Source organism: Bacillus sp. Marseille-P3661 (genome assembly GCF_900240995.1).
Lineage (GTDB): Bacteria > Bacillota > Bacilli > Bacillales > Bacillaceae_J > OESV01.
The window spans coordinates 58,379-82,263 of the sequence record NZ_LT965958.1; the positions used below are offsets into that span (position 1 = coordinate 58,379).

Annotated in this window: 27 protein-coding genes, 1 pseudogene and 1 riboswitch; of the genes and pseudogenes, 13 read left to right on the forward strand and 15 right to left on the reverse strand. The window is 35.6% G+C overall.

The window, feature by feature from the left end:
* From C1724_RS22925 to C1724_RS22960, 8 genes and pseudogenes are all read left to right on the forward strand, one after another.
* Window positions 1–360 carry a rhodanese-like domain-containing protein gene (locus tag C1724_RS22925; protein ID WP_102349082.1) on the forward strand — a complete coding sequence of 120 codons (360 nt, stop codon included), beginning with the start codon at window positions 1–3 and terminating at the stop codon, window positions 358–360.
* Between the two features lie 88 nt (window positions 361–448).
* Window positions 449–1,024, forward strand: coding sequence for a sulfurtransferase TusA family protein (locus C1724_RS22930; RefSeq protein ID WP_102349083.1), 576 nt, complete (start codon window positions 449–451; stop codon window positions 1,022–1,024).
* Between the two features lie 18 nt (window positions 1,025–1,042).
* Window positions 1,043–1,435: a DsrE/DsrF/DrsH-like family protein gene (locus C1724_RS22935; RefSeq protein WP_102349084.1), complete on the forward strand. Its 393-nt coding sequence runs from the start codon at window positions 1,043–1,045 to the stop codon at window positions 1,433–1,435.
* Window positions 1,436–1,555: 120 nt separating this feature from the next.
* Complete coding sequence (locus tag C1724_RS22940; RefSeq protein ID WP_102349085.1) at window positions 1,556–2,689, forward strand: MBL fold metallo-hydrolase; 1,134 nt, start codon at window positions 1,556–1,558, stop codon at window positions 2,687–2,689.
* A 21-nt stretch (window positions 2,690–2,710) separates the two neighbouring features.
* Window positions 2,711–2,938 (forward strand): sulfurtransferase TusA family protein, encoded by a 228-nt coding sequence (locus C1724_RS22945; RefSeq protein WP_102349086.1) that lies wholly within the window; start codon window positions 2,711–2,713, stop codon window positions 2,936–2,938.
* Between the two features lie 78 nt (window positions 2,939–3,016).
* The gene (locus tag C1724_RS22950) at window positions 3,017–3,796 is read left to right on the forward strand and encodes a sulfite exporter TauE/SafE family protein (protein ID WP_102349087.1); all 780 of its coding nucleotides are present in this window, start codon (window positions 3,017–3,019) and stop codon (window positions 3,794–3,796) included.
* Window positions 3,797–4,046: 250 nt separating this feature from the next.
* Window positions 4,047–4,418, forward strand: a complete 372-nt coding sequence (locus C1724_RS22955; RefSeq protein WP_258000509.1) for a hypothetical protein — start codon at window positions 4,047–4,049, stop codon at window positions 4,416–4,418.
* A gap of 142 nt (window positions 4,419–4,560) precedes the next feature.
* A pseudogene (locus C1724_RS22960) lies at window positions 4,561–6,522 on the forward strand (CoA-disulfide reductase).
* A gap of 306 nt (window positions 6,523–6,828) precedes the next feature.
* On the opposite strand, the gene C1724_RS22965 reads toward C1724_RS22960, so the two are convergent.
* The 5 genes from C1724_RS22965 to C1724_RS22985 all read right to left on the reverse strand — a co-directional run bounded on the left by C1724_RS22965 (window position 6,829) and on the right by C1724_RS22985 (window position 12,278).
* A complete protein-coding gene (locus C1724_RS22965; protein WP_102349088.1) occupies window positions 6,829–7,950 on the reverse strand; it encodes a Ger(x)C family spore germination protein in 1,122 nt (373 codons plus the stop codon).
* Window positions 7,947–9,041: a GerAB/ArcD/ProY family transporter gene (locus C1724_RS22970; RefSeq protein ID WP_102349089.1), complete on the reverse strand. Its 1,095-nt coding sequence runs from the start codon at window positions 9,039–9,041 to the stop codon at window positions 7,947–7,949. The genes C1724_RS22965 and C1724_RS22970 overlap by 4 nt, the downstream gene beginning before the upstream one ends.
* Window positions 9,041–10,405, reverse strand: coding sequence for a spore germination protein (locus tag C1724_RS22975; RefSeq protein WP_258000510.1), 1,365 nt, complete (start codon window positions 10,403–10,405; stop codon window positions 9,041–9,043). The genes C1724_RS22970 and C1724_RS22975 overlap by 1 nt, the downstream gene beginning before the upstream one ends.
* Window positions 10,406–10,627: 222 nt before the next feature.
* On the reverse strand, window positions 10,628–11,155 hold the full coding sequence (locus C1724_RS22980) for a ferritin-like domain-containing protein (protein ID WP_102349090.1): 528 nt from the start codon (window positions 11,153–11,155) through the stop codon (window positions 10,628–10,630).
* A gap of 223 nt (window positions 11,156–11,378) precedes the next feature.
* Window positions 11,379–12,278, reverse strand: coding sequence for a TetR/AcrR family transcriptional regulator (locus C1724_RS22985; RefSeq protein WP_102349091.1), 900 nt, complete (start codon window positions 12,276–12,278; stop codon window positions 11,379–11,381).
* A gap of 197 nt (window positions 12,279–12,475) precedes the next feature.
* Between C1724_RS22985 and C1724_RS22990 the strand changes: the two genes are divergently transcribed.
* The gene (locus C1724_RS22990; protein WP_102349092.1) at window positions 12,476–13,993 is read left to right on the forward strand and encodes a DHA2 family efflux MFS transporter permease subunit; all 1,518 of its coding nucleotides are present in this window, start codon (window positions 12,476–12,478) and stop codon (window positions 13,991–13,993) included.
* Window positions 13,994–14,164: 171 nt separating this feature from the next.
* On the opposite strand, the gene C1724_RS22995 is transcribed toward C1724_RS22990, so the two are convergent.
* On the reverse strand, window positions 14,165–14,461 hold the full coding sequence (locus C1724_RS22995; protein WP_102349093.1) for a spore coat protein: 297 nt from the start codon (window positions 14,459–14,461) through the stop codon (window positions 14,165–14,167).
* Window positions 14,461–14,664, reverse strand: coding sequence for a hypothetical protein (locus C1724_RS23000; protein ID WP_102349094.1), 204 nt, complete (start codon window positions 14,662–14,664; stop codon window positions 14,461–14,463). Before C1724_RS23000 ends, C1724_RS22995 begins: the two co-directional genes overlap by 1 nt.
* Window positions 14,665–14,827: 163 nt before the next feature.
* Between C1724_RS23000 and C1724_RS23005 the strand changes: the two genes are divergently transcribed.
* From C1724_RS23005 to C1724_RS23015, 3 genes are read left to right on the forward strand one after another with little or no spacing between them, the layout of a single operon-like run.
* Complete coding sequence (locus tag C1724_RS23005) at window positions 14,828–15,034, forward strand: spore coat protein (RefSeq protein WP_102349095.1); 207 nt, start codon at window positions 14,828–14,830, stop codon at window positions 15,032–15,034.
* A 15-nt stretch (window positions 15,035–15,049) separates the two neighbouring features.
* On the forward strand, window positions 15,050–15,412 hold the full coding sequence (locus C1724_RS23010; RefSeq protein WP_102349096.1) for a spore coat protein: 363 nt from the start codon (window positions 15,050–15,052) through the stop codon (window positions 15,410–15,412).
* 17 nt (window positions 15,413–15,429) lie between these two features.
* Window positions 15,430–16,566: a zinc-dependent alcohol dehydrogenase gene (locus C1724_RS23015; RefSeq protein ID WP_102349097.1), complete on the forward strand. Its 1,137-nt coding sequence runs from the start codon at window positions 15,430–15,432 to the stop codon at window positions 16,564–16,566.
* Window positions 16,567–16,731: 165 nt separating this feature from the next.
* On the opposite strand, the gene C1724_RS23020 is transcribed toward C1724_RS23015, so the two are convergent.
* The 5 genes from C1724_RS23020 to C1724_RS23040 form a co-directional block, all read right to left on the reverse strand.
* Window positions 16,732–16,983, reverse strand: a complete 252-nt coding sequence (locus C1724_RS23020) for a hypothetical protein (RefSeq protein WP_102349098.1) — start codon at window positions 16,981–16,983, stop codon at window positions 16,732–16,734.
* 173 nt (window positions 16,984–17,156) lie between these two features.
* Entirely contained in the window at window positions 17,157–17,768 is a 612-nt protein-coding gene (locus tag C1724_RS23025; RefSeq protein WP_102349099.1) for a spore coat protein, read from the reverse strand.
* A 41-nt stretch (window positions 17,769–17,809) separates the two neighbouring features.
* Complete coding sequence (locus C1724_RS23030; protein WP_102349100.1) at window positions 17,810–18,184, reverse strand: hypothetical protein; 375 nt, start codon at window positions 18,182–18,184, stop codon at window positions 17,810–17,812.
* Window positions 18,185–18,208: 24 nt separating this feature from the next.
* The gene (locus C1724_RS23035) at window positions 18,209–18,787 is read right to left on the reverse strand and encodes a spore coat protein (RefSeq protein WP_102349101.1); all 579 of its coding nucleotides are present in this window, start codon (window positions 18,785–18,787) and stop codon (window positions 18,209–18,211) included.
* Between the two features lie 98 nt (window positions 18,788–18,885).
* Complete coding sequence (locus C1724_RS23040) at window positions 18,886–19,170, reverse strand: hypothetical protein (protein WP_102349102.1); 285 nt, start codon at window positions 19,168–19,170, stop codon at window positions 18,886–18,888.
* A 232-nt stretch (window positions 19,171–19,402) separates the two neighbouring features.
* On the opposite strand from C1724_RS23040, the gene C1724_RS23045 reads away from it, so the two are divergent.
* The gene (locus C1724_RS23045; protein ID WP_102349103.1) at window positions 19,403–19,909 is read left to right on the forward strand and encodes a CBO0543 family protein; all 507 of its coding nucleotides are present in this window, start codon (window positions 19,403–19,405) and stop codon (window positions 19,907–19,909) included.
* Window positions 19,910–19,958: 49 nt separating this feature from the next.
* Here C1724_RS23045 and C1724_RS23050 read toward each other — a convergent pair whose 3' ends face one another.
* The 3 genes from C1724_RS23050 to C1724_RS23060 all read right to left on the reverse strand — a co-directional run bounded on the left by C1724_RS23050 (window position 19,959) and on the right by C1724_RS23060 (window position 23,796).
* The gene (locus C1724_RS23050) at window positions 19,959–21,251 is read right to left on the reverse strand and encodes an NCS2 family permease (protein ID WP_102349104.1); all 1,293 of its coding nucleotides are present in this window, start codon (window positions 21,249–21,251) and stop codon (window positions 19,959–19,961) included.
* A gap of 101 nt (window positions 21,252–21,352) precedes the next feature.
* Window positions 21,353–21,453, reverse strand: a riboswitch (purine riboswitch).
* Window positions 21,454–21,628: 175 nt separating this feature from the next.
* Window positions 21,629–22,711 carry a Ger(x)C family spore germination protein gene (locus C1724_RS23055; protein ID WP_102349105.1) on the reverse strand — a complete coding sequence of 361 codons (1,083 nt, stop codon included), beginning with the start codon at window positions 22,709–22,711 and terminating at the stop codon, window positions 21,629–21,631.
* Window positions 22,708–23,796 carry a GerAB/ArcD/ProY family transporter gene (locus tag C1724_RS23060; RefSeq protein ID WP_102349106.1) on the reverse strand — a complete coding sequence of 363 codons (1,089 nt, stop codon included), beginning with the start codon at window positions 23,794–23,796 and terminating at the stop codon, window positions 22,708–22,710. The genes C1724_RS23055 and C1724_RS23060 overlap by 4 nt, the downstream gene beginning before the upstream one ends.
* Between the last annotated feature and the right edge of the window lie 89 nt (window positions 23,797–23,885).

The following is a 23,885-nucleotide window of genomic DNA, read 5'->3' on the forward strand; positions in this document are numbered from 1 at the left end:
ATGGATTTATTTATAAATATAGTACTTTTTATTTTGATAGCATGGTTCGCGGGAACTAGATTTGTTCCTGCAAAAGGTATTAAGCAGATTACGACCACAGAATTAAAGGGTGTAATAATAGAAAAAGATAAACAGTTTGTAGATGTACGAACACCTGGTGAATACAAAGCAAATCGCATTAAAGCGTTTAAAAACATCCCTTTACATGAACTAGGGAATCGCTTAAACGAACTTTCAATTGATAAAGAAGTAGTAGTGATCTGTCAAAGTGGTATGAGAAGCACAAAAGCTAGTAAGCTATTAAAAAAACATGGCTTTAAGAATATAACGAATGTGAAAGGCGGTATGAGTGCTTGGTAATAAGGAGGTAAATCTGTGATCATAGATTAAATTTTTTAACCTAAAAATATACCCGTTGCGGTATTTGACAAAATAGGAGGAAGATTAAATGGATATTAAAACAAATATGATAGTAGATGCAAAAGGGTTAGCATGTCCAATGCCAATCGTAAAAACGAAGAAAGCGATGAATGAACTAGAGCCAGGCTTAGTAATGGAAGTTCAAGCTACTGATAAAGGTTCTAAGGCAGATATCAAAGCATGGGCTGAAAGCACAGGACATCAATATATTGGAACGATTGAGGAAGATGGAATTTTAAAGCATTATTTAAGAAAATCTAGTGGTGAAGACAAGGCTGAAACGAAACATCCGAATGTTATTTCAAATGAAGACCTTCAAGCTAAATTAGCAAATGATAGCTCAATTGTATTATTAGACGTTCGCGAACCAGCTGAATATGCATTTAAACATATACCAGGTGCACGACCATTTCCATTAGAAGAGTTTGAAGGAAGAGCTACAGAGCTAAATCCTGAAGATATAATCTATGTAGTATGCAGAACTGGAAATCGAAGTGATTTAGTTGCTCAAAAATTAGCACAAAAAGGGTTCAAAAATGTGATCAACGTAGTGCCTGGTATGAGTAAATGGACTGGAGAAACTGTCCAAGGAGTTAAAAAATAAAAGGTTGGGGGAATTAACATGACAAAAGTGGCAATTATTGCAAGCAATGGTGGTTTATTTGATGCATATAAAGTATTCAATATCGCAACAGCAGCTGCTGCAAGTGATCAAGAAGTGGCGATTTTCTTTACATTTGAAGGTCTCAATTTAATTCATAAAGAAGCAAATAAGCAACTTGAAATGCCAGCGGGCAAAGAACAGTATGCCGAAGGCTTTATACAAGCAAATGTACCTTCAATTCCTGAACTAGCAGAAATGGCGAAAGACTTAGGTGTTAAATTTATTGGTTGTCAAATGACAATGGATGTAATGGGTTTAACAACAGATGACTTTATTGATGGTATCGAAGTTGGTGGAGCGGTAACATTCCTAGAATATGCAAAAGATGCGAATGTAACATTAACGTTTTAATCATTACTTAATAATAGTTTTCATAATAAATATTATGTAAACTTATAAAAAAGGATTTAAGAACATTTCAAACGAAAGCATATTTTTTTAAACATTAAAATACCACATGGGGTAAATGGGGTGTTTGTGAGAGAAATGACTGCAAAAGAAGTAACGAACAAGGTGTTAAACAAGGATAACTTATTTATATTCGATGTACGTAATGTTAGTGATTTTAATGATTGGAAAATCGAAGGAGAAAACTTTACGTATTTAAACGTACCTTATTTTGAATTACTAGATGGTGTAGATGAAGTTATCAGTAAAATTCCAACAGACCAAGAGATTTTAGTAGTTTGTGCAAAAGAAGGTTCTTCTAAAATGGTAGCGGAAATGTTAGCTGAGGAAGGTATCGCTACTGCTTACTTAACAGGCGGAATGAAATCATGGAGTGAGCATTTATATCAAGCAAAAGTATATGAAGATGAGCAAACCAAAGTATATCAATTTGTCCGTGTTGGTAAAGGCTGTTTATCTTACATGGTCATATCGGGTGATGAAGCATTAATCGTGGATCCAGCACGATTTGTAAATGAATATATTCAAGCAGCTAAAGCTGAAGGTGCTACAATTACGCATATTGTCGATTCACATTTACATGCGGACCATATTTCAGGTGGTAAAGAATTAGCGGATGCCACAGGTGCATCTTACTATCTAATGAAGAGTGAAGGTGCTGTATTTGATTTTAAACCATTTGAAGAACATGAAAAAATTAAATTTAAAAACGTTGAATTAGAAGTTCTTGCTGTAAAAACGCCAGGACATACACCTGGTAGTGTTTCATTCTTTGTAAATAAAAAGCTATTATTCTCTGGGGATACGATCTTTATTAGTGGCCTTGGTCGCCCTGATTTAGGAAATAAGGTGAGAGAATGGGCCAATGATTTATATGATACGGTATTTAATAAGGTATCAGAAATTGCAGATGATGTGATCGTGTTACCTGCTCATTATGCTAACATTCATGGGGAAATCAATGATCAAGGCTACATTGGCGATACATTAGGAAATATTCGTCATCGTAATGAAAAAATGTTCACGGCTTCAATAGAAGAGTTCTTAAATGATGTTGAAAAATCAGCAGGCTCAGTAAAACCACCAAACTTTGAAGAAATTATTATGATAAACCGTGGAATTCAAGATGCAGATTATGAAAGAAAACAAGAGTTAGAAATTGGTCCAAACCGTTGTGCGGTTCACCATACAGACTGATATCTTTTAGGAGGAATTATAATGAATTCAGATAAAATTTTAGATGCTAAAGGGTTAGCTTGCCCAATGCCTATCGTTAAAACAAAAAAAGCTATGAATGAAATGGAGTCAGGACTAATTTTAGAAGTTCACACAACAGATAAAGGTGCAAAAAACGATCTAGCTGCATGGACAAAATCAGGTGGCCATGAACTATTAGATAGTAAAGAAGAAGATGGTGTGTTAAAGTTCTGGATTAAAAAGGGTTAAGATTGCAATGTAAAGAGTCAATCTAAACAGGGGGACCCGGGAGGATGCCCCTGTTCAAACTTAGGGGAGATGATGTAAGTGGAAGACTTATTATTTTGGATTATAATATTCCTCATTGGATTTATTGGTTCATATATTTCTGGAATGGTAGGAATCGGCGGTTCCATAATTAAATATCCAATGTTATTGTATATACCACCTTTACTAGGTTTTGCTGCTTTTAGTGCCCACGAAGTATCAGGAATAAGTGCAATCCAAGTGTTTTTTGCAACAATTGGCGGTGTATGGGCATATCGTAAAGGCGGCTATTTAAATAAGACGTTAATTATTTATATGGGAGTTGCGATTTTATTTGGTAGCTTTATCGGTGGTTATGGATCTACATTATTATCAGAAAGTGCTGTTAACTTTGTGTACGGAATACTAGCTGCGATCGCGGCAATTATGATGTTTGTGCCGAAAAAAAATGTGGATGATATTCCGTTAGATCAAGTGCAATTTAATAAATGGTTAGCGGCTGTTTTAGCTTTTATCGTCGGTATTGGCGCTGGGATCGTCGGAGCTGCTGGTGCGTTTATTCTAGTGCCGATCATGTTAGTGGTTCTTAAAATTCCGACAAGAATGACAATTGCAACGTCATTAGCGATCACGTTTATTTCATCTATCGGTTCAACTACCGGCAAATTATTAACCGGTCAAGTGTTGTTAGTGCCAGCCCTTATTATGATTGTAGCAAGTTTGATCGCTTCTCCGTTAGGAGCAAATGCTGGTAAAAAGATGAATACAAAGGTATTACAAGCTATTTTAGCTGTTCTTATTTTAGCAAGTGCGATTAAAATTTGGGTTGATTTTTTCTAATTAATCAAAACATTAACTACTATAATGTTTTATGAAGGTAATTTAAATGTACTGGCTTAAGATATTCAAACCGTTGATGACAAGTATACATCATTGAGTTTCAAAAAACCAAAGTTTTTGAGAGTTTAAGTACCTCCCTTTTGTGGGATATAAACATAGCGATTGCAGAACTATTATTGACAACCTACCCTGTAAGGTATAATATTTTGGTTGTGTTATTTCCTATTTCTATTAAAAAAGAGGTATACCCATGTTTTTTATTCCGATCGCAATTGTTACTTTAATTATATTTATATATATTCGCTATCTTCCTGTAAGTGGTGTTCAGCGTATCGATATTTCTGAAATTGACGCTGAATCTATACAAATTGTAGATGTAAGAGATTATAATGAATCATATAAGGCACCAGTACAGAGGGCAGTTAATTTACCGGCTGCATATCTTAAAAGAAACGTTCGAGATATTTCAAAGTCGAAGGAAATTCATATTATTGCTTTAAATCATTTAGAAAAAAATATATGCGTTCGTTTTTTTAGAAAAAAAGGATATTACGTCACTGGATATACGATTATTAATTCTGAGAGTAATCTAGAAAGTCAGGAAAATTCGCTATTTTGTTAAGATGTTACGGAATTGTGAAAAGGATTGACTTCTTTTTTTTATTCTATTATTATACGGGTAAGGGTATTGGTATTTTATGGACCTGAATTTATTAAACTACTAATCTATTTTTAACATTTTATTCAATGGGAGGGAGTTTATAATGACCAAAAAAGTTATTATCGTAGGTGGAGTTGCAGGGGGAGCAACAGCAGCAGCGAAATTAAGAAGAATAAGCGAAGATGTAGAAATTGTTCTTGTTGAACGTGGCGAATATATTTCATTTGCAAACTGTGGATTACCATACCATATTGGTGAAAGCATTAAAGATCGTAGAAAGTTATTAGTACAAACGGTAGAGGGTATGTCAAAGCGTTTCAATATGGATATTCGTAATTTAAGTGAAGTTGTGAGCATTAATTCAGAGAAGAAAACAGTAACAATCAAGAATTTGCGAAATGATGAAGAATATGAGGAAAGCTATGACAAGTTATTATTATCACCAGGGGCACGACCAATCGTACCGCCAATTCCAGGACTTAACGAAAATGAAAGATTATTTACGTTACGCAATATTCCTGATACTGATAGAATCAAAGGCTATGTTGACAATCAGTTTCCGAAAAAAGCTGTTGTAATCGGTGGAGGATTCATTGGTATTGAGATGGCTGAGAACCTAGTTGAACGTGGCATAGAAGTAACACTTATTGAAATGGCTAATCAAATTATGGCACCGATCGATTTTGAAATGGCGAGTATACTACACACTCATCTAAAAGAAAAAGGTGTAAACTTAATTTTAGAAAATGGTGTCAACTCTTTTGCTGATCAAGGAAAGAAAGTTATTTTAAATGACGGAACAGAAGTTGAGACGGATATGACTATTTTATCTATTGGAGTTCGACCAGAAAATGAATTGGCTGCCAATGCAGGATTAGAATTAGGTGCACGCGGCGGTATTATCGTGAATGAGTTTCTTCAAACATCTAACCCAGATATCTATGCAGTTGGGGACGCAGTAGAAGTAGTAGATTTCATTAGCGGCACAAAAACGATGATTCCATTAGCTGGACCTGCGAATCGCCAAGGCCGCATTGTAGCTAATATTATTATGGGTAAGCAAGAAAAATATAAAGGTACTTTAGGTACTTCGATTGCAAAAGTGTTTGATTTAACAGTTGCGGCAACCGGAAATAATGAAAAAACGTTAAAGCGTTTAGGCATACCATACGAGGTAGTTCACATTCACCCAAGCTCACATGCAGGCTACTATCCAGGTGCGGCGCCAATAGCCTTAAAATTAATCTTTGATAAAGAAACAGGGAAGATTTACGGTGCCCAAGCGGTTGGAGCAGATGGAGTTGATAAACGAATCGATGTCATAGCAACCGCGATTATTGGCGGATTAACAGTAGAAGATTTAACAAACCTAGAATTATCATACGCACCCCCATATTCTTCAGCAAAAGACCCAGTGAACATGGCGGGGTATGTTGCTACGAATATAATCGAAGGTGAGTTAGAACATGTTCAATGGCATGAAATTGATGAAATTGTAGCGAATGGTGGTCTTTTAATTGATGTTCGCGAACCAATGGAACGTGAATTTGGTTTTATTAAAGGATCACAAAATATTTCCTTAAATGATTTAAGAAATAAACTAAGTGAACTTCCGATAGATCAAACCATTTATGTAAGCTGTCAAGTTGGGTTACGGGGTTACCTAGCAAGCCGTATACTAAAGAATAATGGCTTTACCGTAAAAAATGTAGATGGCGGCTGGAAAACCTATTCATCAGTTTATGGAAGTAATATTTTGAAAGATATTGATACAACCACGAATGACTTAGGCGAAACAGTTATAAAAGAGGATACTAATGTTAAAGACAATGAGGATATTCATGCGGATTCCTTTATGGATGTAACAGGCTTAACATGTCCAATGCCAATTGTAAAATTGAAAAAAGGAATTGAAACATTAGAAAGCGAACTAGTTTTATAGCTACATGTAACTGATAAAGGGGCTTTAAATGATCTGCCAGCATGGGCAAAAAATGCAGGCCATACAATTTTAAAGACAGAACAAGAAGGTTCGTTAATTAAATTCTGGATTAAAAAGAAGTAACGAAGGTCGATTAAATAAGTTTGGAGTGAGAGCATGGAAGATAAAGCTCAAAAAGAATGTAAAACAAGTACTTGAGGAATAAATCAAACAAAACCCCAGAAGTTCCAGCTCCCAATATGACCTGGGGTTTTGGTATGGCTCCTGGTAGGAGTTATCATGTTGATTCAAGGGATTCTTTAGAGTTTATTGTATAGCCGGGGCATCCAATTAAGGGATGCCCTATTGTTTTTTGAAGGAATATCTTATAAAAATCTTGCATAAGATGAAAGTTAACAGTAAAAAAAGTAGCGAGTTCCTAGGAACCCGCTATTCTATAATCCCTGTGCTCATAATAGAGACCTTTACGTTAACATCAAAAGATATTTCTGGATACAGCAGCTCCCACTCTTCATAGATATCATTCGTATGCAACCTGGTTGCTTTATATCGTAGACCAAAGCCTAGTGGATCTGCTCCATTTTCCTGAAGTTTTTTTAGGAAAGCGGTTATTCTTTTTTTTTCCTCTTCGCTTGCGTATTTGCTATAAGTGCTTAGTTTATGTGGGTCCATCTCCTGATTGGATTCCTCAATGATTCCCTCCATGGTAATATCCATTTTTAACACAGGTTTTTCGTTTGGAGTTGTGATAATTTTATAAGTCGACTTTGCTGTATCGACTGAAACCGTATAAAGAAGTTCATTTCTTCTTATCATTATATCGAATTTTTCAACATTATTAGCCATCATGTTATACAATTTTGTCTCCTGGGTAGTCAATTTTAGCGGTTCCTTATTTTTATTCAAAAGGATAGAACTATTGGTAACTATCTTTTTTTTATCTTCGCTTGAGCTTAAAACAGGTAGTATAGCATCAATTCCGGACTCTACCATCCGACGGTAAAAATCGAATAAATAGGTAGATATTATGTAGGAACTTTCCACTCCATTTTGATCAAAAATATTAAATAAGGCATGAGAGCCTGCCATTTCGGATGAAGGTTCTGCTTTTAGGACACTTTCTGCAGTTGGTGTCCCAACTGCTACCCATGAGACTTTTTGAATATCTCTCCTCCGAAGAAAAAAGTCGATTACGTCAGTCGTGTCATGGTGGAGGATGTCCTCACCCAAAACAATCACTTTTGCATGTCCGAAATCAATCTCTTTATCTACATGTGTTTTTAAAAGACGAATGGCGGACGCAAGTGATTCGCTTTCCTTTGTCAGATACGTATATTTGGTACCTGATTGCTTCAACGACCCTGAAGGTACGGCGAGTTTAAGGATAATCTTGTAAGGCTTTTCTTCATTATCCGAATGGTCAATTCCGATAGATAAGACGAATAATCTTTTGTCAATGTCTTTAAAACCGCAACCTGATTGAAGAAGTAGCATGAGTAATACAATTGCAGCGGTTAGAAATCTTGCTGAACACCAAAGAGGATTATTCAAACCTTTGCCCTCCTTTTAATAAACCAAAAAAGACCGAACATAACGGCAAACGAACAAAGCAGGTAATTCAAAAAATAGCTTGTATACTTTAAAAGCTCATATTCTGTGAGATAGGTGACCGTTTTCAAACTTCCCAACCAAAATAGTCCTACAAACAGGTAGGGGGTAAGATTTTGTTTTCTCCATTTCATTTTTTTTAAGCATATGATGCTATTTAATAGCTCCAATGCTACATGCCAGTGAATCAAAACACTTAAGAACGATATAGCTAAATAGAGAAGCAGGAAGATATAAAGAATTCGCTCCACTATAAAAAATTCTATTCGAAGAGTATCGCTAGTAGTGATCCAGGGGTAAACAATATCACCAACTGCATCAAAACCAAGCATACCGATAGGAACAAAATAGGTAGTAAAAAGAACCGATCCAGCAACCCCTCCAATTAACAGCATATTTTTCCAATTAATACGTTGCTTATCCTTAAATAGGCGATTAAAGACGATAAGGTTGAATCCCCCCAGTAATAAATAAGTTGCAGCAGCAACTGTTGAAAAATGAGGAGGATGATAAAAATGCATCAATGATTCTTTAATAAAATCCCATTTAAGCAAGGGTGTTGTGTAGGATTTAAGTGTAATCACAGCAATAAACGGCAAGCAGCATAATAAGACGGTCTCAATAGTATAAAGGACACTTCGGCTATTCATCCAAATGCCATAGGAGATAAACAGCAAGAAGGTTGTGGTAATCCAAGGCAAAGGCATATCAGGTGTTAAAAATCTTTTTAATAAAAAGGAGAAGGTTACTAATGTAATAAGTCCAGCAATATACCAAGTAATCGCTATACCCAAAATAGTTGTAAAAGATAGCCAGTTCGGCAGATACTTCTTCGTCAAATCAGGAAGGCCTTGGCCCGGGAATAAATTAAAAAAACGGGTGCAGAGATAGCAAAACACCAATCCTGAAAAAAAGGCGACAATTATAGAAACAATAGCTCCCTCTGTCCTGTATGTAATAAGAATTTTTGGAACTGATGCAACAACATTGGCCACCATATTTACAAAAACGAGATAAAAAAAGTAACGGTTCACTAGGAGGCCCCCCCGGTTTCTGTTCGCTTACTTTGGAGGTAAATTTTAAAATAGGGTTCTCCAAAGCTGTCCAATTGGGTTAAATACATGAGTAACCCTATTAAACCAAATACCAGACCAGCTAGACCTGCAAAACTGGCGAATGCCAGAAGAATAAACCGGACAACTCGAACGGCAAAACCCATTTCGTTGATCGGTATAACAAATGTAGAAATGGCCACAGCAGCTACAATAATAATCATGATATTAGAGGCAAGGGCCGCTTCTGTCGCTGCCTGTCCCAAAATTAATCCTCCAACAGTTGTAGCGGTTCCTGTTACTGCCTTTGGCAAGCGAATGCTGGCTTCTGTCAAAAGTTCCATAATAATCAGCATAAAAAATACCTCAATAAAGGAAGGGTAGGGGACGCCGATCCGGCTGCCCGCAATCGAAAGGGCAAGTTCCACCCGGAAAACCTCGGGATTGTAGGAGGTAGCGGCAACATATAAACCCGGTAGAGTTAAACAAACAAACAAGCCAAGATAACGAAGAAATTTTAGTGATTTCGTAATCCAATAACTCCCATAGTTATCATCCATAGATGTCATAAAATCAAAAAAGACAACAGGTGCCATAACAGTCGTGTGCCCGCCATCTAGTAAAAGGATAATTTTCCCACCAGCGAGGTTATAGACAACCCTGTCTGTCCGCTCGGTCATCATCATAATCGGCATTAAAGAGCGTTTCTTGTCGTTCAATAATCGATTCAACTCTGTTGTTGACTGGATTGTCGGGACTTTCAACGACTTAAGCTTTTTTTTAATATTTTCAAGTACGTCCTTAAGCACAACCTCTTCATCATAAATAATGGCCAAGGACTGATGCGTCTTATCTCCTATTTCCATCATCTCGATTGTGAGTGAAGGCTTATGATATCGCTGACGGATAATATTGATATTTGTGGATATATCCTCACTTAAGGACAATTGCGGTCCTTGGATCGTCGGCTCAATACTTGTCTGTAAAACTGTATCCGTATTGACCTTTTTAATATCTAATAATATCAGTTGATCCCTGATGGCCACCACGATACTGCCCTTAGTCATTTCAAGCAGCATTTGTTCTTTTGATTTTATCTCTTGCTGATTTGGCAATGAATGCAAATACGCTTCTACATGGTGGTCGTTCCCAAGTTCAAAAAAAGGCTTAATCACCAATTGCTGCAGCTGTACACCATCTACAACTGTTCTAATGTACAAAAGCACAGCTTGTTTTTCATCCATATGTAAAGGTTTATATACCAAATCAAACGATGACTTTAATTCTTCTGATAACCATTCCAAAGTTTCATTTGAAATGTCTATTTTATTTTTCGATGAACGCACTAAAACCTCTCCTAATCGTTCTCTCCCTCAGTAAATTCTCTTAGAAGAAGGAATTTTAGTATATTTTTACCTGAATGGAAAACTTCATACATAAAGAAAATGCTGAACTACTTAATTTAGTTCAGCATTTTTAAAGATATTAACTTAGCGTAGCCGCTTTCCATTTACCGTTTCATTAATATCCCTAGTGTTACATGTTCGCCGCTTACACTGATGAACCATCTACAGTGTATTATACAAGACACCAAATTGAGTGGCATGTTCTAACTCATCGACCATTGCATAGAAAAAAGTATCTTTCACAAGCGGGTCCACACTAGACAATTGGACATCTCGATAAAATTCGGCTGCCTCTAATTCATCTTTCAGCGCCTTTAAGATACCTGCTTTATAATTGGAGTATTCCACATGTTGAACATTGTACTGTGGATTTTGACCAGTGCAGTGTATATATAACTTTGTGAATGCCTGTAAATGCTTAACTTCATCTTCATATGCATGTTGGATAAACTCTCGATGCAATTCATCGGGGACTTCATGTAATAACCGAGAATAGAATTCAGCCGCTGTAGCTTCATTTACAATCGATGTATATATATGTTTAGCTATTTGCTCTACAGACTGTTGTCCTAATATAGGTAAATACGGGATATTGAAATCCTGATTTCGCTGTTGTGAGCTGGGATTCCAACCATAATTCGTCTGAACGGATTTAATCGGATATCCATACTGATAATAATAATTATACATAAAAAGCACGCCTCACTTTTTTATTGTTGTTACAATAGCCTATGTGGATCGCGGATAATGTGATACAACAAACCTAAATAATGGTAGAAGTAAAAAATGTAACTTTTATTGTCGCGAGTATTAGGAGAGTTAAAAGGGTAATATCGAGTATATTATCTTCGGCAATAGCGGGGAACCTGTTTCAAAAGCATGTTAGTAATAAATAATAAAATCAAGCGGCCGTCTAATGACTGCCGCTCGATTTAATAAAATAATCTTTAATTAATAACTCTAGCTTTTGTAAGTCCTCGCCATCCTTAAATTTTTGCTCATCCTTTAAAGCAAGAATTGCGCCTTCAATTACAAATCTTCGCGGTGTTTTCGAGTGCAGAAGCTCTTCTTCTATGAAATTGATCAGCTCCATATTTTTATCCCGATCATCTAATTCTTGAGCTTGTTTTTTTATAGCTATTAAACAAAGTGCTAGCTTTGATTGAAGTGAGTCACCACGATCTTTGCAGTTTGGTAGCCAACGGTCTAAAAGATTGGGGTGCAGCAGCTGCTCATTAGTTACAGATACTTCCGTTACAATGTTCATAATTCTGTTCATACTATAACGAACAATTTTATTAATATTCTCCTCTGATGGAAAGGCTAGTGCATTATATTTTAGATTATGCTGTAGAATGCCTAAAAACATAATCGTGCAGTCTAATAAATAGGCCTTTTTAGTTTCACCAAAGATGTCAATAAATCGATGATATACCCAACGTAGAACCCGTAACTGACCTTTTCTAATAAATTGCTTTAAGTCTTCATCTTTTGATGACATGACCTCTTCAAAAAGGGATAGCAATTTATTGGATCGATTTGTTATTAAATATAATTCGACTTGTTTAGTAAAGATGTCAATGCTTGACCGATCCTGGCCTTTAAGGAGTTCATTTCGTTCCTTTTCAAGTTTTGAGTATATGCTTTTAAAAATACCGATTAATAATTCATTTTTAGAAGAAAAATAGTTGTAAAAGGTTCCCTTAGAAATACCGCTATAGTTTAAAATATCTTGAATAGAGGTCGCTTGGAATCCTTTCTCTATAAATAATTGATGTGCCATTTGGATGACATGTTGTTTTCGATCATTCATAAATAATCACCTTTTATCAGTTTGAACTGCTTGTCTAAGATTAATATTACATGATTTACATGGGTTAAACAAATCCTATATTTTACGAAGTTAATTTTGATTGCAATGTTTGAACTCTTGGTATAAGATAGTGTTTGTGACAAAATATGAACTGTCAGTATAATTTGATGTACTGGATGTCTATAGGAGGGGAAACAATGGATCGTGCTAAGACAGATGCAGCTCGTCCACCGTACGGCATTATTGCAGTTTTGATGGTAGGGGCTTTTATTGCATTTTTAAATAATACATTACTAAACATTGCTTTACCGTCGATTATGATCGACCTGGCTGTTAATACAGCAACGGTGCAATGGTTGACCACTGGTTTTATGTTGGTAAACGGGATTATGATTCCAACTACAGCATTTTTAATCCAGAAATATTCTGTACGCCACTTATTTTTAGCAGCTATGTGTTTGTTTTCTGCAGGAACAATCCTTGCAGGGGTAGCACATATTTTCCCTGTTTTATTAGCTGGTCGAATGATACAGGCATCAGGGACTGCCATTATGATGCCATTGTTAATGAATGTTATGTTAGTTAGTTTCCCTGTAGAAAAAAGGGGAACGGCAATGGGATTTTTCGGGTTAATTATGATGGCTGCACCAGCAATTGGTCCCACATTATCTGGTTGGATTGTAGAACATTATGATTGGAGAATGCTTTTCCATTTTGTAGCACCCATTTCAGTTGTGATCTTATTGCTAGGATTTTTCTTATTAAAAGATAAAAAAGATAAGGTTCATATCCACCTTGATACTGTTTCGTTGTTATTGTCGAGCATTGGTTTTGGAGGATTACTATATGGATTTAGCTCAGCCGGTAGTAAAGGTTGGGATAATGCTCAAGTATATGTAACGATCATCGTTGGAATTATTGCATTAGTATTGTTTATCATTCGTCAGGCAAAACTAGAGCGTCCTATGCTTAATTTCAGTATTTTTAAGTATCCAATGTTTGCATTATCATCAGCTATTACAATGGTTCTCAATATGGCGATGTTTTCGGGTATGCTACTACTTCCAATTTATGTGCAAACACTACGTGGGATTTCCCCTTTTGATGCGGGGTTAATGTTATTGCCAGGTGCTATTTTAATGTCGCTAATGTCACCTATTACCGGTCGTTTGTTTGATAAATTCGGAGGTCGGGCACTAGCTGTAACAGGCTTAACGATACTTACAATTGGTACGTATTATCTGAGCACCTTAACATTTGAAACATCTTATACGTATTTAATGGTTTTACATGCTTTTAGAATGTTTGGTATCTCTATGGTAATGATGCCTGTTTCAACAAATGGTCTAAATCAGTTGCCTGCACAATTCTACCCACATGGTACAGCAATGAACAATACTTTAAACCAAGTTTCTGGTGCAATTGGTACAGCGCTGCTTGTGACAATTATGTCCAATCGAACAGAATCATCTCTTGCTGAGTTGGCTGCTGATGCTACGGGGCATCCAGCAGGTGCAACAGCTGCTGACATACAGCAACAAATAACTGCACAAGCGATGTTAGCTGGAATAAATTTTGCATTCTTTGTTGCAACGTTTATTTCTTTCGTTGCACTCGTTCTTGCTTTCTTTATAAAACGGGCGAAGCAAGCTGAGGATCCAACGGAAGGTCAACATTCTAAAAAAAAAGTTACAACCAAGCTGGTTGAGAATTAACATAAGTAAATGAGCAATTATAATAATTTGAAGACTGTCCTTCATCAAAGTGATGAAGGGCATTTTCTTGCTCATATGTCTAATATGCGATATTTGCCCTTGGTTTTTACCCATAAAAAATAGCAGACAAATTCCTAAGTGAATTTGCCTGCTATTTTTTTAGTAATTACATCATTGTGATAACTTTAGCGCGGTTTGTGCTGCTTTTATATCAACCTGTAGTTGTTCCCTCAATTCAAACGGTTTGTAATAGCCTTTTTTTATCATATAATTACTAATGGTTTCATGCGTATCTAAAGCGGCGTTTAAATCCTCGCGTAATTGTTCCCTAAGTTTAGGAGTAGCCGATTCTGTTAATGCCAAAGCAGTGTATAGTGCACCAGACTTGACTGAGATCAAAAAATCAGTTGCGATGACTTGGTCTGTCATACCGCCCATGCCCATCATATTTTGTATGAGTTGATTCATTATATCTCACCTCGATTAGTAATCAATTCTTCAAGGCGTTGAATGGCTAACTTTCCTGTATTGACTTCTGTAGCAAGAATATTTTTTAGCTCCTCATCCTGAGCTAGTCCCTGCATAGTGGTTGATTTTGTCAAACTAATATTTTTTATGGTTAGAAGTTCGTGAACTTCAAGTGTTTCATGAAGTGCTAAATACTGGGTCAATCGGTATCATCCTTTCATCCTAGTTAGTTTTAATATGTGGTCTTCATGGTGAAATATACACTTTTAAATACTCCCAAAAATTAGCTGTCCCTTAACATTCAAATTCTGCATAAGTACATACACTTTAAGGGAAATTATTGATATTCATACAGGGGGTGTTGATTTGGAACAGCAAGGTTTAGCCTTTCATGAGTCAATGGATACACATGAAATTATGAATTTTAAAACAGTTTGTTTACTTCAATCGAAAATGATGCAAGGCATTGTATTTGATCAAGATTTAAGAGCATTGATGGAGAAAGACGTTCAACAATCAATTATAGATATAAAAGAACTCCAAACTTTGTATCAAAAAATTATGCCACATTAAGTGGAGGTGATGGTTATGAACAATGATTTTCAGGATCCGATAAACGCAGTAGGAATGCCAGATCAAATCAATTCAGCTATTGCTCTTAATTTTCTATTAAATGTAAAAAATGGCGTTCGGAATTATGTCATTGCAATTACAGAAGCAGCAAGTCCGGAAGTAAGAGCTGCATTAAGGAAACAGCTTGACGCAGCAATCGATTTACACGGTGAACTTACAGATCTTATGTTAAAAAAAGGCTGGTTGCATGCCTATGACGTAAAGGAGCAATTTAAATTAGATCTTCAATCAGCAGACACTGCTGTAAAAATAGCCAATCTTACGCTTTTCCCTAATGAAACAAATCGATTAGGTACTTTTGCAACACCATACAATTGATAGAAGGGAGGATAATAATGAAGGCCGTTACGTATCAAGGTATTAAGGATGTTGTAGTTAAAGATGTACAGCCGCCAACAATCAAAAAACGTGATGATATTATCGTAAAGCTTACGACAACAGCAATTTGTGGTTCTGATCTTCATTTAATTCACGGAATGATTCCCAATATGCCTGAAGATTACATAATTGGTCACGAGCCAATGGGTATAGTTGAGGAAGTTGGGCCAGATGTAACAAAAGTTAAGAAAGGCGATCGAGTTATTATACCTTTCAACGTTAGCTGTGGCGAATGTTGGTTTTGTAAGCATGAACTTGAAAGTCAATGTGATAACTCCAACAAAAACGGAGAAATGGGAGCGTATTTTGGCTACTCTGATACAGCAGGTGGTTATCCAGGTGGGCAAGCAGAATATATGCGTGTACCATATGGTAACTTTGTTCCTTTTAAATTACCGGAGAACTCTGAGGTTGAGGATGAAAAATTAGTGCTGCTTGCTGATGTAGCACCAACTGCATTTTGGAGTGTTGACAATTCAGGTATGAAGGAAGGCGATACAGTTGTCGTTTTAGGCTGTGGCCCAGTTGGTCTTCTTATCCAGAAGTACGCTTGGTTTAAAGGAGCAAAGCGTGTGATTGCCGTTGATTATGTTGGTTATCGTTTAGAGCACGCTAAGCGTACGAATAACGTAGAAATTATTAATTTTGAGGACTATGAAAATGTAGGGTCTTATTTGCTAGAGCTAACACAAGGTGGAGCAGATGTCGTGATTGATGCAGTTGGAATGGATGGAAAGATGACACCGCTTGAATTTCTTGCTACTGGTGCAAAGCTCCATGGTGGGGCGATGGGTGCAATTGTTACGGCTAGTCAAGCTGTACGAAAAGGGGGAACTATTCAGCTGACAGGTATATATGGAATGAGATACAACGGTTTCCCACTCGGTGATATTTTTCAGCGTAATGTAAATATTCGCACAGGACAAGCACCTGTCATTCATTATATGCCCTATTTATACGATTTGATTGCCCAAGGAAAAGTAGATCCGGGTGATATTATCACACATGTTCTTCCCTTAGACGAAGCGAAACACGGTTATGAGATTTTCGATACAAAAATGGATAACTGTATTAAGGTTGTTTTAAAGCCATAATAAAAAAGATCTCCCAGCCCTGACTAGCTCAGGGTTTATTTTTTTACACAACAATTAACGATAAAACGAGTAAATGGTGATAATGAAGATGGTTTGACAAAGGTTCTGAATAAAAGAAAAAATTAAATAGGAGAATCTACAGTAGGTCCGATTCTCCTATCATTGTTAATCAAATCGAACTTGTTCTTCGTTTTCAGCTATTAGTTCTAGTTCGTTTTGAAAATTTAATTGTAGTGGGGCAGGGAGTTCATTCATAATCTTTTGAATGATTGGCTGCTGTTCAAGCATTTCTAACGTTAGATTATCTTGATCAAACGTTTTAGTCCAGTTCTTTATGTCCTCAATAAGTTGATAAAAATTCATTTCAAAACGCTCTGCCCAGTCAGCGCCTTCATCACCGTCTGTCTTTTGCATCATCGCCCAATCTTCAAGCACGATATTTAACTGATTTTCAATGGATCTATTTGAAATTTTATGTCATCCTTTCACGATGGTTTTACAATATTATATATGATAGAGGTGTTTTGTTGAAGAGGAGTATTATCGGATAAAAAAAGAAGAAGGGAAGTAAATCCCTTCTCAACTGAAATTTAAATATAACCGTATTGATAATTTGGGTTTTGATTTTGATTTTGATTCATAGGCTGCATCGTATTAAAAGCATTGTTCATCGTTTGCATCGTATGATCTGCTAATTGTGGTACTTGATACATTCCTTTAGCATTCATATATTGCCAAATCTCGTATGCCATCGCATTACAGTTTGTTGCACATGTAATATGAAGTTGGCGTAGCTGTGGATCTACGCATTCATTTGCCCATTGCATGCCAAATACAGATCCAGCTTTATGTGAATTCAACAGAATAGTACAAATGGTAACATCAGATAATCTTTGTGCATTTGGATTTGGCGGATACATTGTAGGGTTATGAAGTCCTACTTTAGGCTGCGTATTTGTATGCAAACCATATTGGGAAGTATTCATAGTCGTGTTTGCACTTATACCTTTGTTTTGAAGAGCATTAACTGACTGTTGGAATGTTTGCTGCATTCCTTGAATGTGGCGAGTTAACAGTGATTTTAATTCCTGATCCTGCGTCATTTCAGCGCACACTGCATGTAATTCAATGTCTGCTGAAACCTTTCTTACTAACTCTTGCGTTTCTAAATATTCATGGGCACCAAATCGAAGATTATTCATTCTTAATCCCTCCTATAATTTATTTAGCTCGTGATAAAAGTCTATTGGAAGTTATGTGATTGATATTTCGGGAAAGAATTGACTGAACTGAACACAGGATTAGGTTGCTGATTGCTATGGAAACCAATACCTGTTCCACCTTGTGTTTGTGTTAGTTCAGTTTGCATTTGATTACATACATTAATAATTTGTTGACATTGTTGGATGGCACTTTCGTGAGCATGTAAACTTTGTTGTATAGTTTGGACTGCTTGCTGCTCATGTTGAATGATTTGTTGGATCATTTGTAAATTTTGTTGTTCGTTACGGAGCATTTGTTGATATTTTTGATTACTTTGTTGTGTTTGTTGAATAAGCTGTTGTGCAATTTGACGACATTGATTAATTTGTTGAATTCCGTGTTGAGTAGTATGCATCGCCATTCCTCCAATATATAGTATTTATAAATCGTTTAATCGATTGGAATTGCTATCACTCGTTTGCTGATAGCTGTTTAATAAAGTTTGAACAGTTTCTTGATCAAACATTGGTACACGATAATAGCCTTTTTCGTTCAAATAAGACCATGTTTCATAAGCTTGATCTGCACAATTCTTCGCACCTTGTGCAATAATGTCACGTAGCGGTGCATCGGAACACTCTAGAGCAGCATGCATGCGAACAAGTGCAGATGATTTTGAGTACCTAAGCATACTTGAAGCTACATCTCTGTCATTCATTTGATTCATCGGATAATTCGGTTGAAATGACAAATTTGCAGCCAATCCATAGGTTGGATCAAATCTATGACGAGTATGCACAGTAGGTAAACTTTGCATATTTGCCTTATGATGTAAAGCTTGTACGATGGAATTGTATTCGTTCGTCATAAAGGAAATTTGGTTTTGTATAATATTTTTTAATTGTATATCCTGGCAGTGTGATAAATATAATTGGAATTGGTTGATTCCATTAATCGCATCACTTAAAACTTCATGACATTCAAGGAGTTCATGTGCACCAAAATGTGTTTGATCCATTTGGAAATATCCCCCTAAAAACATGTTTTAGTTGAACATCATTAAGGTTTCCTTTGAAAAATTAAATATACAAAAAAGCCTCGGAAATACTTCCGAGACTAAGGTAATATATTGTATGAAAGTTCGCCTGCATGATCGATCTTTATTAAAACGGTTCCATGATTGTAGATTTTTTTAGAAATTGAAAAATAATTACCATCCCATAATAAATTCCAATTCGGGGGAGCATAAAGTTGGAAGGTTTTGTAGTGGTTCAAGAATGTTCGATAATCATTAAAATTATAATAGCCCTCTTGCTTTTGATACCACAGAGTTTTTAGATAGGTTACTCCTGCGTTTGTATCCGCACTATTTATAATGTCGGTAAATGACTTATAATTCATTTTATATTCCTCCCTCCCTTAACAGTAGAGGATTTATAAAAAAATTACTATATTTAATTTAATCCGATTTTGGAAAAAGATGCAGATTTGAAGGTCACGCTCTTAATGAAATATTGACCCAAAATTACCAGTATTACCGGTGTAATTGAAGAGGAGATGTACCCAAATATTGAACTAATAACATTGTAGAATTGGGGAGATTATAGTAATACAATTTTAAAGGAATGGTATTATGTATATTATGATTAATACACTGTATTTGATTGCAGGTTATATTTGGGGAGATTGGAGAAATTGGAAAAGCTATTACCCGACGATTTTATTTTTCATGATTGGAGATCTTTTGTATAATTTTTTACTTTATAAGCAATCGATGTGGTTATTTATTGATTTAATTCTTCCAAATCATACAACGGTCACGATTCTTGCAATGTTTGTCTCCTATATTTCTACTGTCTTAATATACTTGGGAAGGTTTCCTGAAGGTTGGGGCAAGCGTTTCATGTGGTTTTTGTTATGGTCGGGAATTTATTTAGTAATCGAATTTATTAATATGAGGTTGGGTTTTATTACATATCATAATGGTTGGAACTATGGATGGTCCATCTTATTTACACTGTTTATATTTTTTATTTTACCTATCCACCATAAAAGACCAATAGTAGCTTGGCTATTATCAATAATTATTATCGTAGGTTTGTCGATGATATTTAATGTGAGAATTAGTGAGATGAAATAAAAAGAAAGCCTGGATTTTGTAAATCCAAGCGATCGTTTTAACCCAATGTCTATACAAAGATAAAATACATGACAAATAAAATGCAAAGTACATACATAATTGCGTGTATTTCTTTGAATCGTTTTTGTGCCATTAATGCCAATGGATATAAAATAAATCCTAACGCAATTCCTGTAGCTACACTATATGTAAGTGGCATCATAATGATCGTTACAAATGATGGAATGACGACTTCTAAGCGACTCCAATTTATTTTGCCCATTTCCATGGCCATCAAAGAACCTACAATGATTAACGCAGGAGATGTTACCTCTGGCGTAATGACGGATAAGATGGGCGAAAAAAACAATGCAATAAAGAAACAAGCTGAGATAATAATGGAAGTGAAACCTGTTCGTCCGCCAACTGAAATTCCAGCAGATGATTCTACAAACGAAGCGGTTGTAGATGTACCTAAGATTGCACCAATTACACCTGAGGCAGAATCAGCTAGTAAAGCTTGGCCTGCATTAGGAATTTTGTTGTTCTTCATCAATCCTGCTTGACTTGCTACCGCAATTAAAGCCCCAGCAGTATCAAAGAACGCTACGAATAAAAAGGTAAAAATGACAGCTATTAGTTCAGCTGAAAAAATATCTCCTAAATGTAAGAAAACTACACCAAAGGTTGGTTCAAGACTAGGTATTTTGCTTACAATTGAAGAAGGGACCTCAATTAATCCGATGATCATCCCTAAAACTGTAGTAATCACCATTCCGTAAAAAACGCCACCATGAATTCCGCGAACAAGCATTAAGACAGTTAAAATAAAGCCAACAATAGCTAGTGCAGTTAAGGGGGCAGTTAGGTTTCCGATGGAGACGAATGTTTCTGGATTCGATACGATAATACCTGCATTTTTTAAACCAATAAACGCAATGAAAAAGCCAATACCAGCTGCAATGGCATGCTTTAGATCTTGAGGTATGACGTTAATTATTTTCTCGCGAATTTTGAACAAGCTTAAGAAAACGAATATAATACTTGCTACAAACACTCCAGTTAAAGCAACGGGCCAGTCAATGCCCATTCCAATACATACGGAAAAGGTAAAAAATGAATTAAGACCCATGCTCGGTGCAATTCCGATAGGAAAGTTCGCTAAAATTCCGATTAGCAGTGTTCCAACAATGGCAGAAAGAGCTGTTGCTGTAAATACAGCACCTTGATCCATCCCAGCTTGACTCAAAATAATCGGATTAACGACTAAAATATAGGCCATTGACAAAAACGTTGTAATGCCTGCTAGCGTTTCATTTTTATAGGTAGTATCACGTTCAGTAAATTTAAAAAATTCTTTCATAAAATATTTCCTCCTTAATCATTGACTAAATCCCTTTGCATAAAAAAACTTGGCTAGGCTGCCAAAGTTTTGTTCTACAACGGATAGGAGGACGGAGGATACACGTTATCTCTAATCCTCGTAGACAAGCTATTTTTGGTAGCTGGTAGAAACGCTCAAGCCATATTCTTGAACTTATACAAGGTGTTTTATTATTCGAATATATCAAAAGAATCTTACCAACAACACGTTAGGGCGTCAATAACTTCTTAAGTTGTTTATATTTTAAATATATTTTGATTTAATAGATTAATAAAAGGTTTATAAAATAAGTGTTCATACTAAAATATCCGGCACCAACTATTGGTACCGGATTTGTTTTATGAATATAAAGTTAATTATTTGACGACACCATGCTCTAAGATTGTAAAATCTACATTAATCGTAACCTTGACGTTAGGATAGAGGTCTTCCCACTTGCTTTTATCCCAATTTCTATCGTAGTTTCTAAATTGTTCGCCAATTCCAACTGGGTCTATGCCTTTTGCTTGGAAATCTTTTATCATATTACTTGTTTTCGTTTTAACTTCTTTTTCTATTTGTTTTTCAATTTCTTTTATTAATGAAGGACTAGTCTCTGGACCATCAAATTCCCTTAGTGTACCTTTCATCTTTATATTAATTGTAATACTCGGATTAGGTGTTAGAGTGTTGTTTGTTATCTTAAACTTTCGGTGAGATTTAATACTTGTGATAAATGCGCGATCATTATTATCTAATTGTACCAACAAGGCCCCATTTTTAAAGTTATTATACATGCTTCTGAAATAGATAAAGTCGCTTTTTTCAATACTATCAACCATTTTATCTTTATTAAATAATGCTATACCGCTAATATTCACTTTTTCTTTTTCCTCGTTTAATAAAGGTAATATAGGATCAGCTCCTTCAGCAAAATATTGAAATGAAAAGGTGTGCAAATTTGTAAATGGTAAATTATCATATTCAATATTTTGTTCAAGTAAATCAGAAAAGTATACTCCGGTTGGTTGATCTTTGAACTGTTTATGAAGAACTTTTTCTGTCGAACCATCAAAAATGGCTAAATATACACGAGAACCGATATTAGGATCTCGAAGTAGATTATCAACATATGGTAATAAACCTTTTTTTTCGGCTAATTCTTTATTAAAGAGTGCGACTTCAAGTTTCCCGCTTATTAAGGGGTTTTGTGATTTTGCTTCTAGCTTGTCTCGATTTTCATATACCAAAGATGATGTATCAGAATAAGCCATATTTTCAATTGTGTTGTCTGCTTTATATTGCGGTGCAACAGCTGTACCCGTAAATAAATGTTCATTTACATAATCGTAGCCGACAATCATCACTATATATATATCATCAACAATACGTTCATTTGTAAATAAGCCTGACACAATACTGCAGCTTAATAAAAGAATAACAATGATTGCTTTTTTCATACTCCTTTCCTCACTTTACCAATAATAGTTTGAAGCACGAGGAGAAGTGGAATGTAACCAAATACAAAATATTTCCCGAAATTCGCAACAGCATTGCTTAATTGATTAATTTGTTCACGTGTATCGAAAAAATTACAACCTATAAACAGAAAAATTAATAAGATGACTAGGAGATATTTTTGTTTAAAGCCAGATACTCTTTTGGCAATGCGACTTGCTGTCCACATCATCAAAGCTATATTCGGTAGAATTACGATTAACCATGACGAAATGCCGATATATTCAAATCTCTCGACAAAAGGTAGTTCAACAATCTTCCACAAACCTAATGTAGGCCAATTTACTTCTTTAAGTTGAAGCTTGCTGTAATAAGTTATCGAAATAATTTCAATAAAAACATACACTGTTGTCGTAATAAACGTACCCAAGTGGGCCCATTTTTGTGATTTTTGACCCTCTTCGATAAATGGATAAAAAATAAGTAAAGTTGAAAAACCCAAGTAACTTAACGTCATATTCAAAGAGGCTTTAAATAATGGCATAATATCTGTTTCTAGTATGGGCAATAAATTTTCCCAGCGAGCAAATTCAATTGGGTATAAAAAGGTAAACATTAAATAACTCGGCAGGACCAGACTAAAAAAACAAATACCAGTAACTGTGCGAAATCCACCCATAACTATATAATAGGTTAGCAGCATAAATACTAATGCGAAACTCCATGTTTCCATGTCATTAAACACCCATACTTGAACGATTTCAATATAGCTTCTTAACACTACTATAGAAGTAAATAAAAAATAGAACAGCGTTAAAACGTCCATAGTATGTCCTAACCATTTTCCAAATACATATTTGTGGATATCAATTAAATCACGTTGGCCCTTATTTAGGAGGGTATAAATAACCCATATTACCATATGGACCATCAGACCTGCTAGAATTACTGCAATCCAACCATCGTTACCAGCATCAAATATAAAGGGTTGAAACCCTAAAACACCAACACCAATTTGTACGGATGATATTAAATATAATACTAAGAAAGAGGGAATCTTAAATCTTTTATCGATTGGTTGTAACATTTTAAATTCACCCTTATGTTGGTCTAATTATTGGTAAGACTACGAGTTTCGAACAGGGATCTGCTAATTTCACTTCAATAGCAGACGAT

Coding starts and splice junctions, on each gene's coding strand:
- C1724_RS22985 (WP_102349091.1), bottom strand. CDS start 12,278: ATGAATGATCGAAAACAACATGTCATCCAAATGGCACATCAATTATTT.
- C1724_RS22990 (WP_102349092.1), top strand. CDS start 12,476: ATGGATCGTGCTAAGACAGATGCAGCTCGTCCACCGTACGGCATTATT.
- C1724_RS23035 (WP_102349101.1), bottom strand. CDS start 18,787: ATGGATCAAACACATTTTGGTGCACATGAACTCCTTGAATGTCATGAA.
- C1724_RS23025 (WP_102349099.1), bottom strand. CDS start 17,768: ATGAATAATCTTCGATTTGGTGCCCATGAATATTTAGAAACGCAAGAG.
- C1724_RS22935 (WP_102349084.1), top strand. CDS start 1,043: ATGACAAAAGTGGCAATTATTGCAAGCAATGGTGGTTTATTTGATGCA.
- C1724_RS22980 (WP_102349090.1), bottom strand. CDS start 11,155: ATGTATAATTATTATTATCAGTATGGATATCCGATTAAATCCGTTCAG.
- C1724_RS23020 (WP_102349098.1), bottom strand. CDS start 16,983: ATGATGCAAAAGACAGACGGTGATGAAGGCGCTGACTGGGCAGAGCGT.
- C1724_RS23055 (WP_102349105.1), bottom strand. CDS start 22,711: ATGAAAAAAGCAATCATTGTTATTCTTTTATTAAGCTGCAGTATTGTG.
- C1724_RS23015 (WP_102349097.1), top strand. CDS start 15,430: ATGAAGGCCGTTACGTATCAAGGTATTAAGGATGTTGTAGTTAAAGAT.
- C1724_RS23060 (WP_102349106.1), bottom strand. CDS start 23,796: ATGTTACAACCAATCGATAAAAGATTTAAGATTCCCTCTTTCTTAGTA.
- C1724_RS23050 (WP_102349104.1), bottom strand. CDS start 21,251: ATGAAAGAATTTTTTAAATTTACTGAACGTGATACTACCTATAAAAAT.
- C1724_RS22995 (WP_102349093.1), bottom strand. CDS start 14,461: ATGAATCAACTCATACAAAATATGATGGGCATGGGCGGTATGACAGAC.
- C1724_RS22925 (WP_102349082.1), top strand. CDS start 1: ATGGATTTATTTATAAATATAGTACTTTTTATTTTGATAGCATGGTTC.
- C1724_RS23040 (WP_102349102.1), bottom strand. CDS start 19,170: ATGAATTATAAGTCATTTACCGACATTATAAATAGTGCGGATACAAAC.
- C1724_RS23030 (WP_102349100.1), bottom strand. CDS start 18,184: ATGCATACTACTCAACACGGAATTCAACAAATTAATCAATGTCGTCAA.
- C1724_RS22955 (WP_258000509.1), top strand. CDS start 4,047: ATGTTTTTTATTCCGATCGCAATTGTTACTTTAATTATATTTATATAT.
- C1724_RS23045 (WP_102349103.1), top strand. CDS start 19,403: ATGTATATTATGATTAATACACTGTATTTGATTGCAGGTTATATTTGG.
- C1724_RS23010 (WP_102349096.1), top strand. CDS start 15,050: ATGAACAATGATTTTCAGGATCCGATAAACGCAGTAGGAATGCCAGAT.
- C1724_RS22930 (WP_102349083.1), top strand. CDS start 449: ATGGATATTAAAACAAATATGATAGTAGATGCAAAAGGGTTAGCATGT.
- C1724_RS22945 (WP_102349086.1), top strand. CDS start 2,711: ATGAATTCAGATAAAATTTTAGATGCTAAAGGGTTAGCTTGCCCAATG.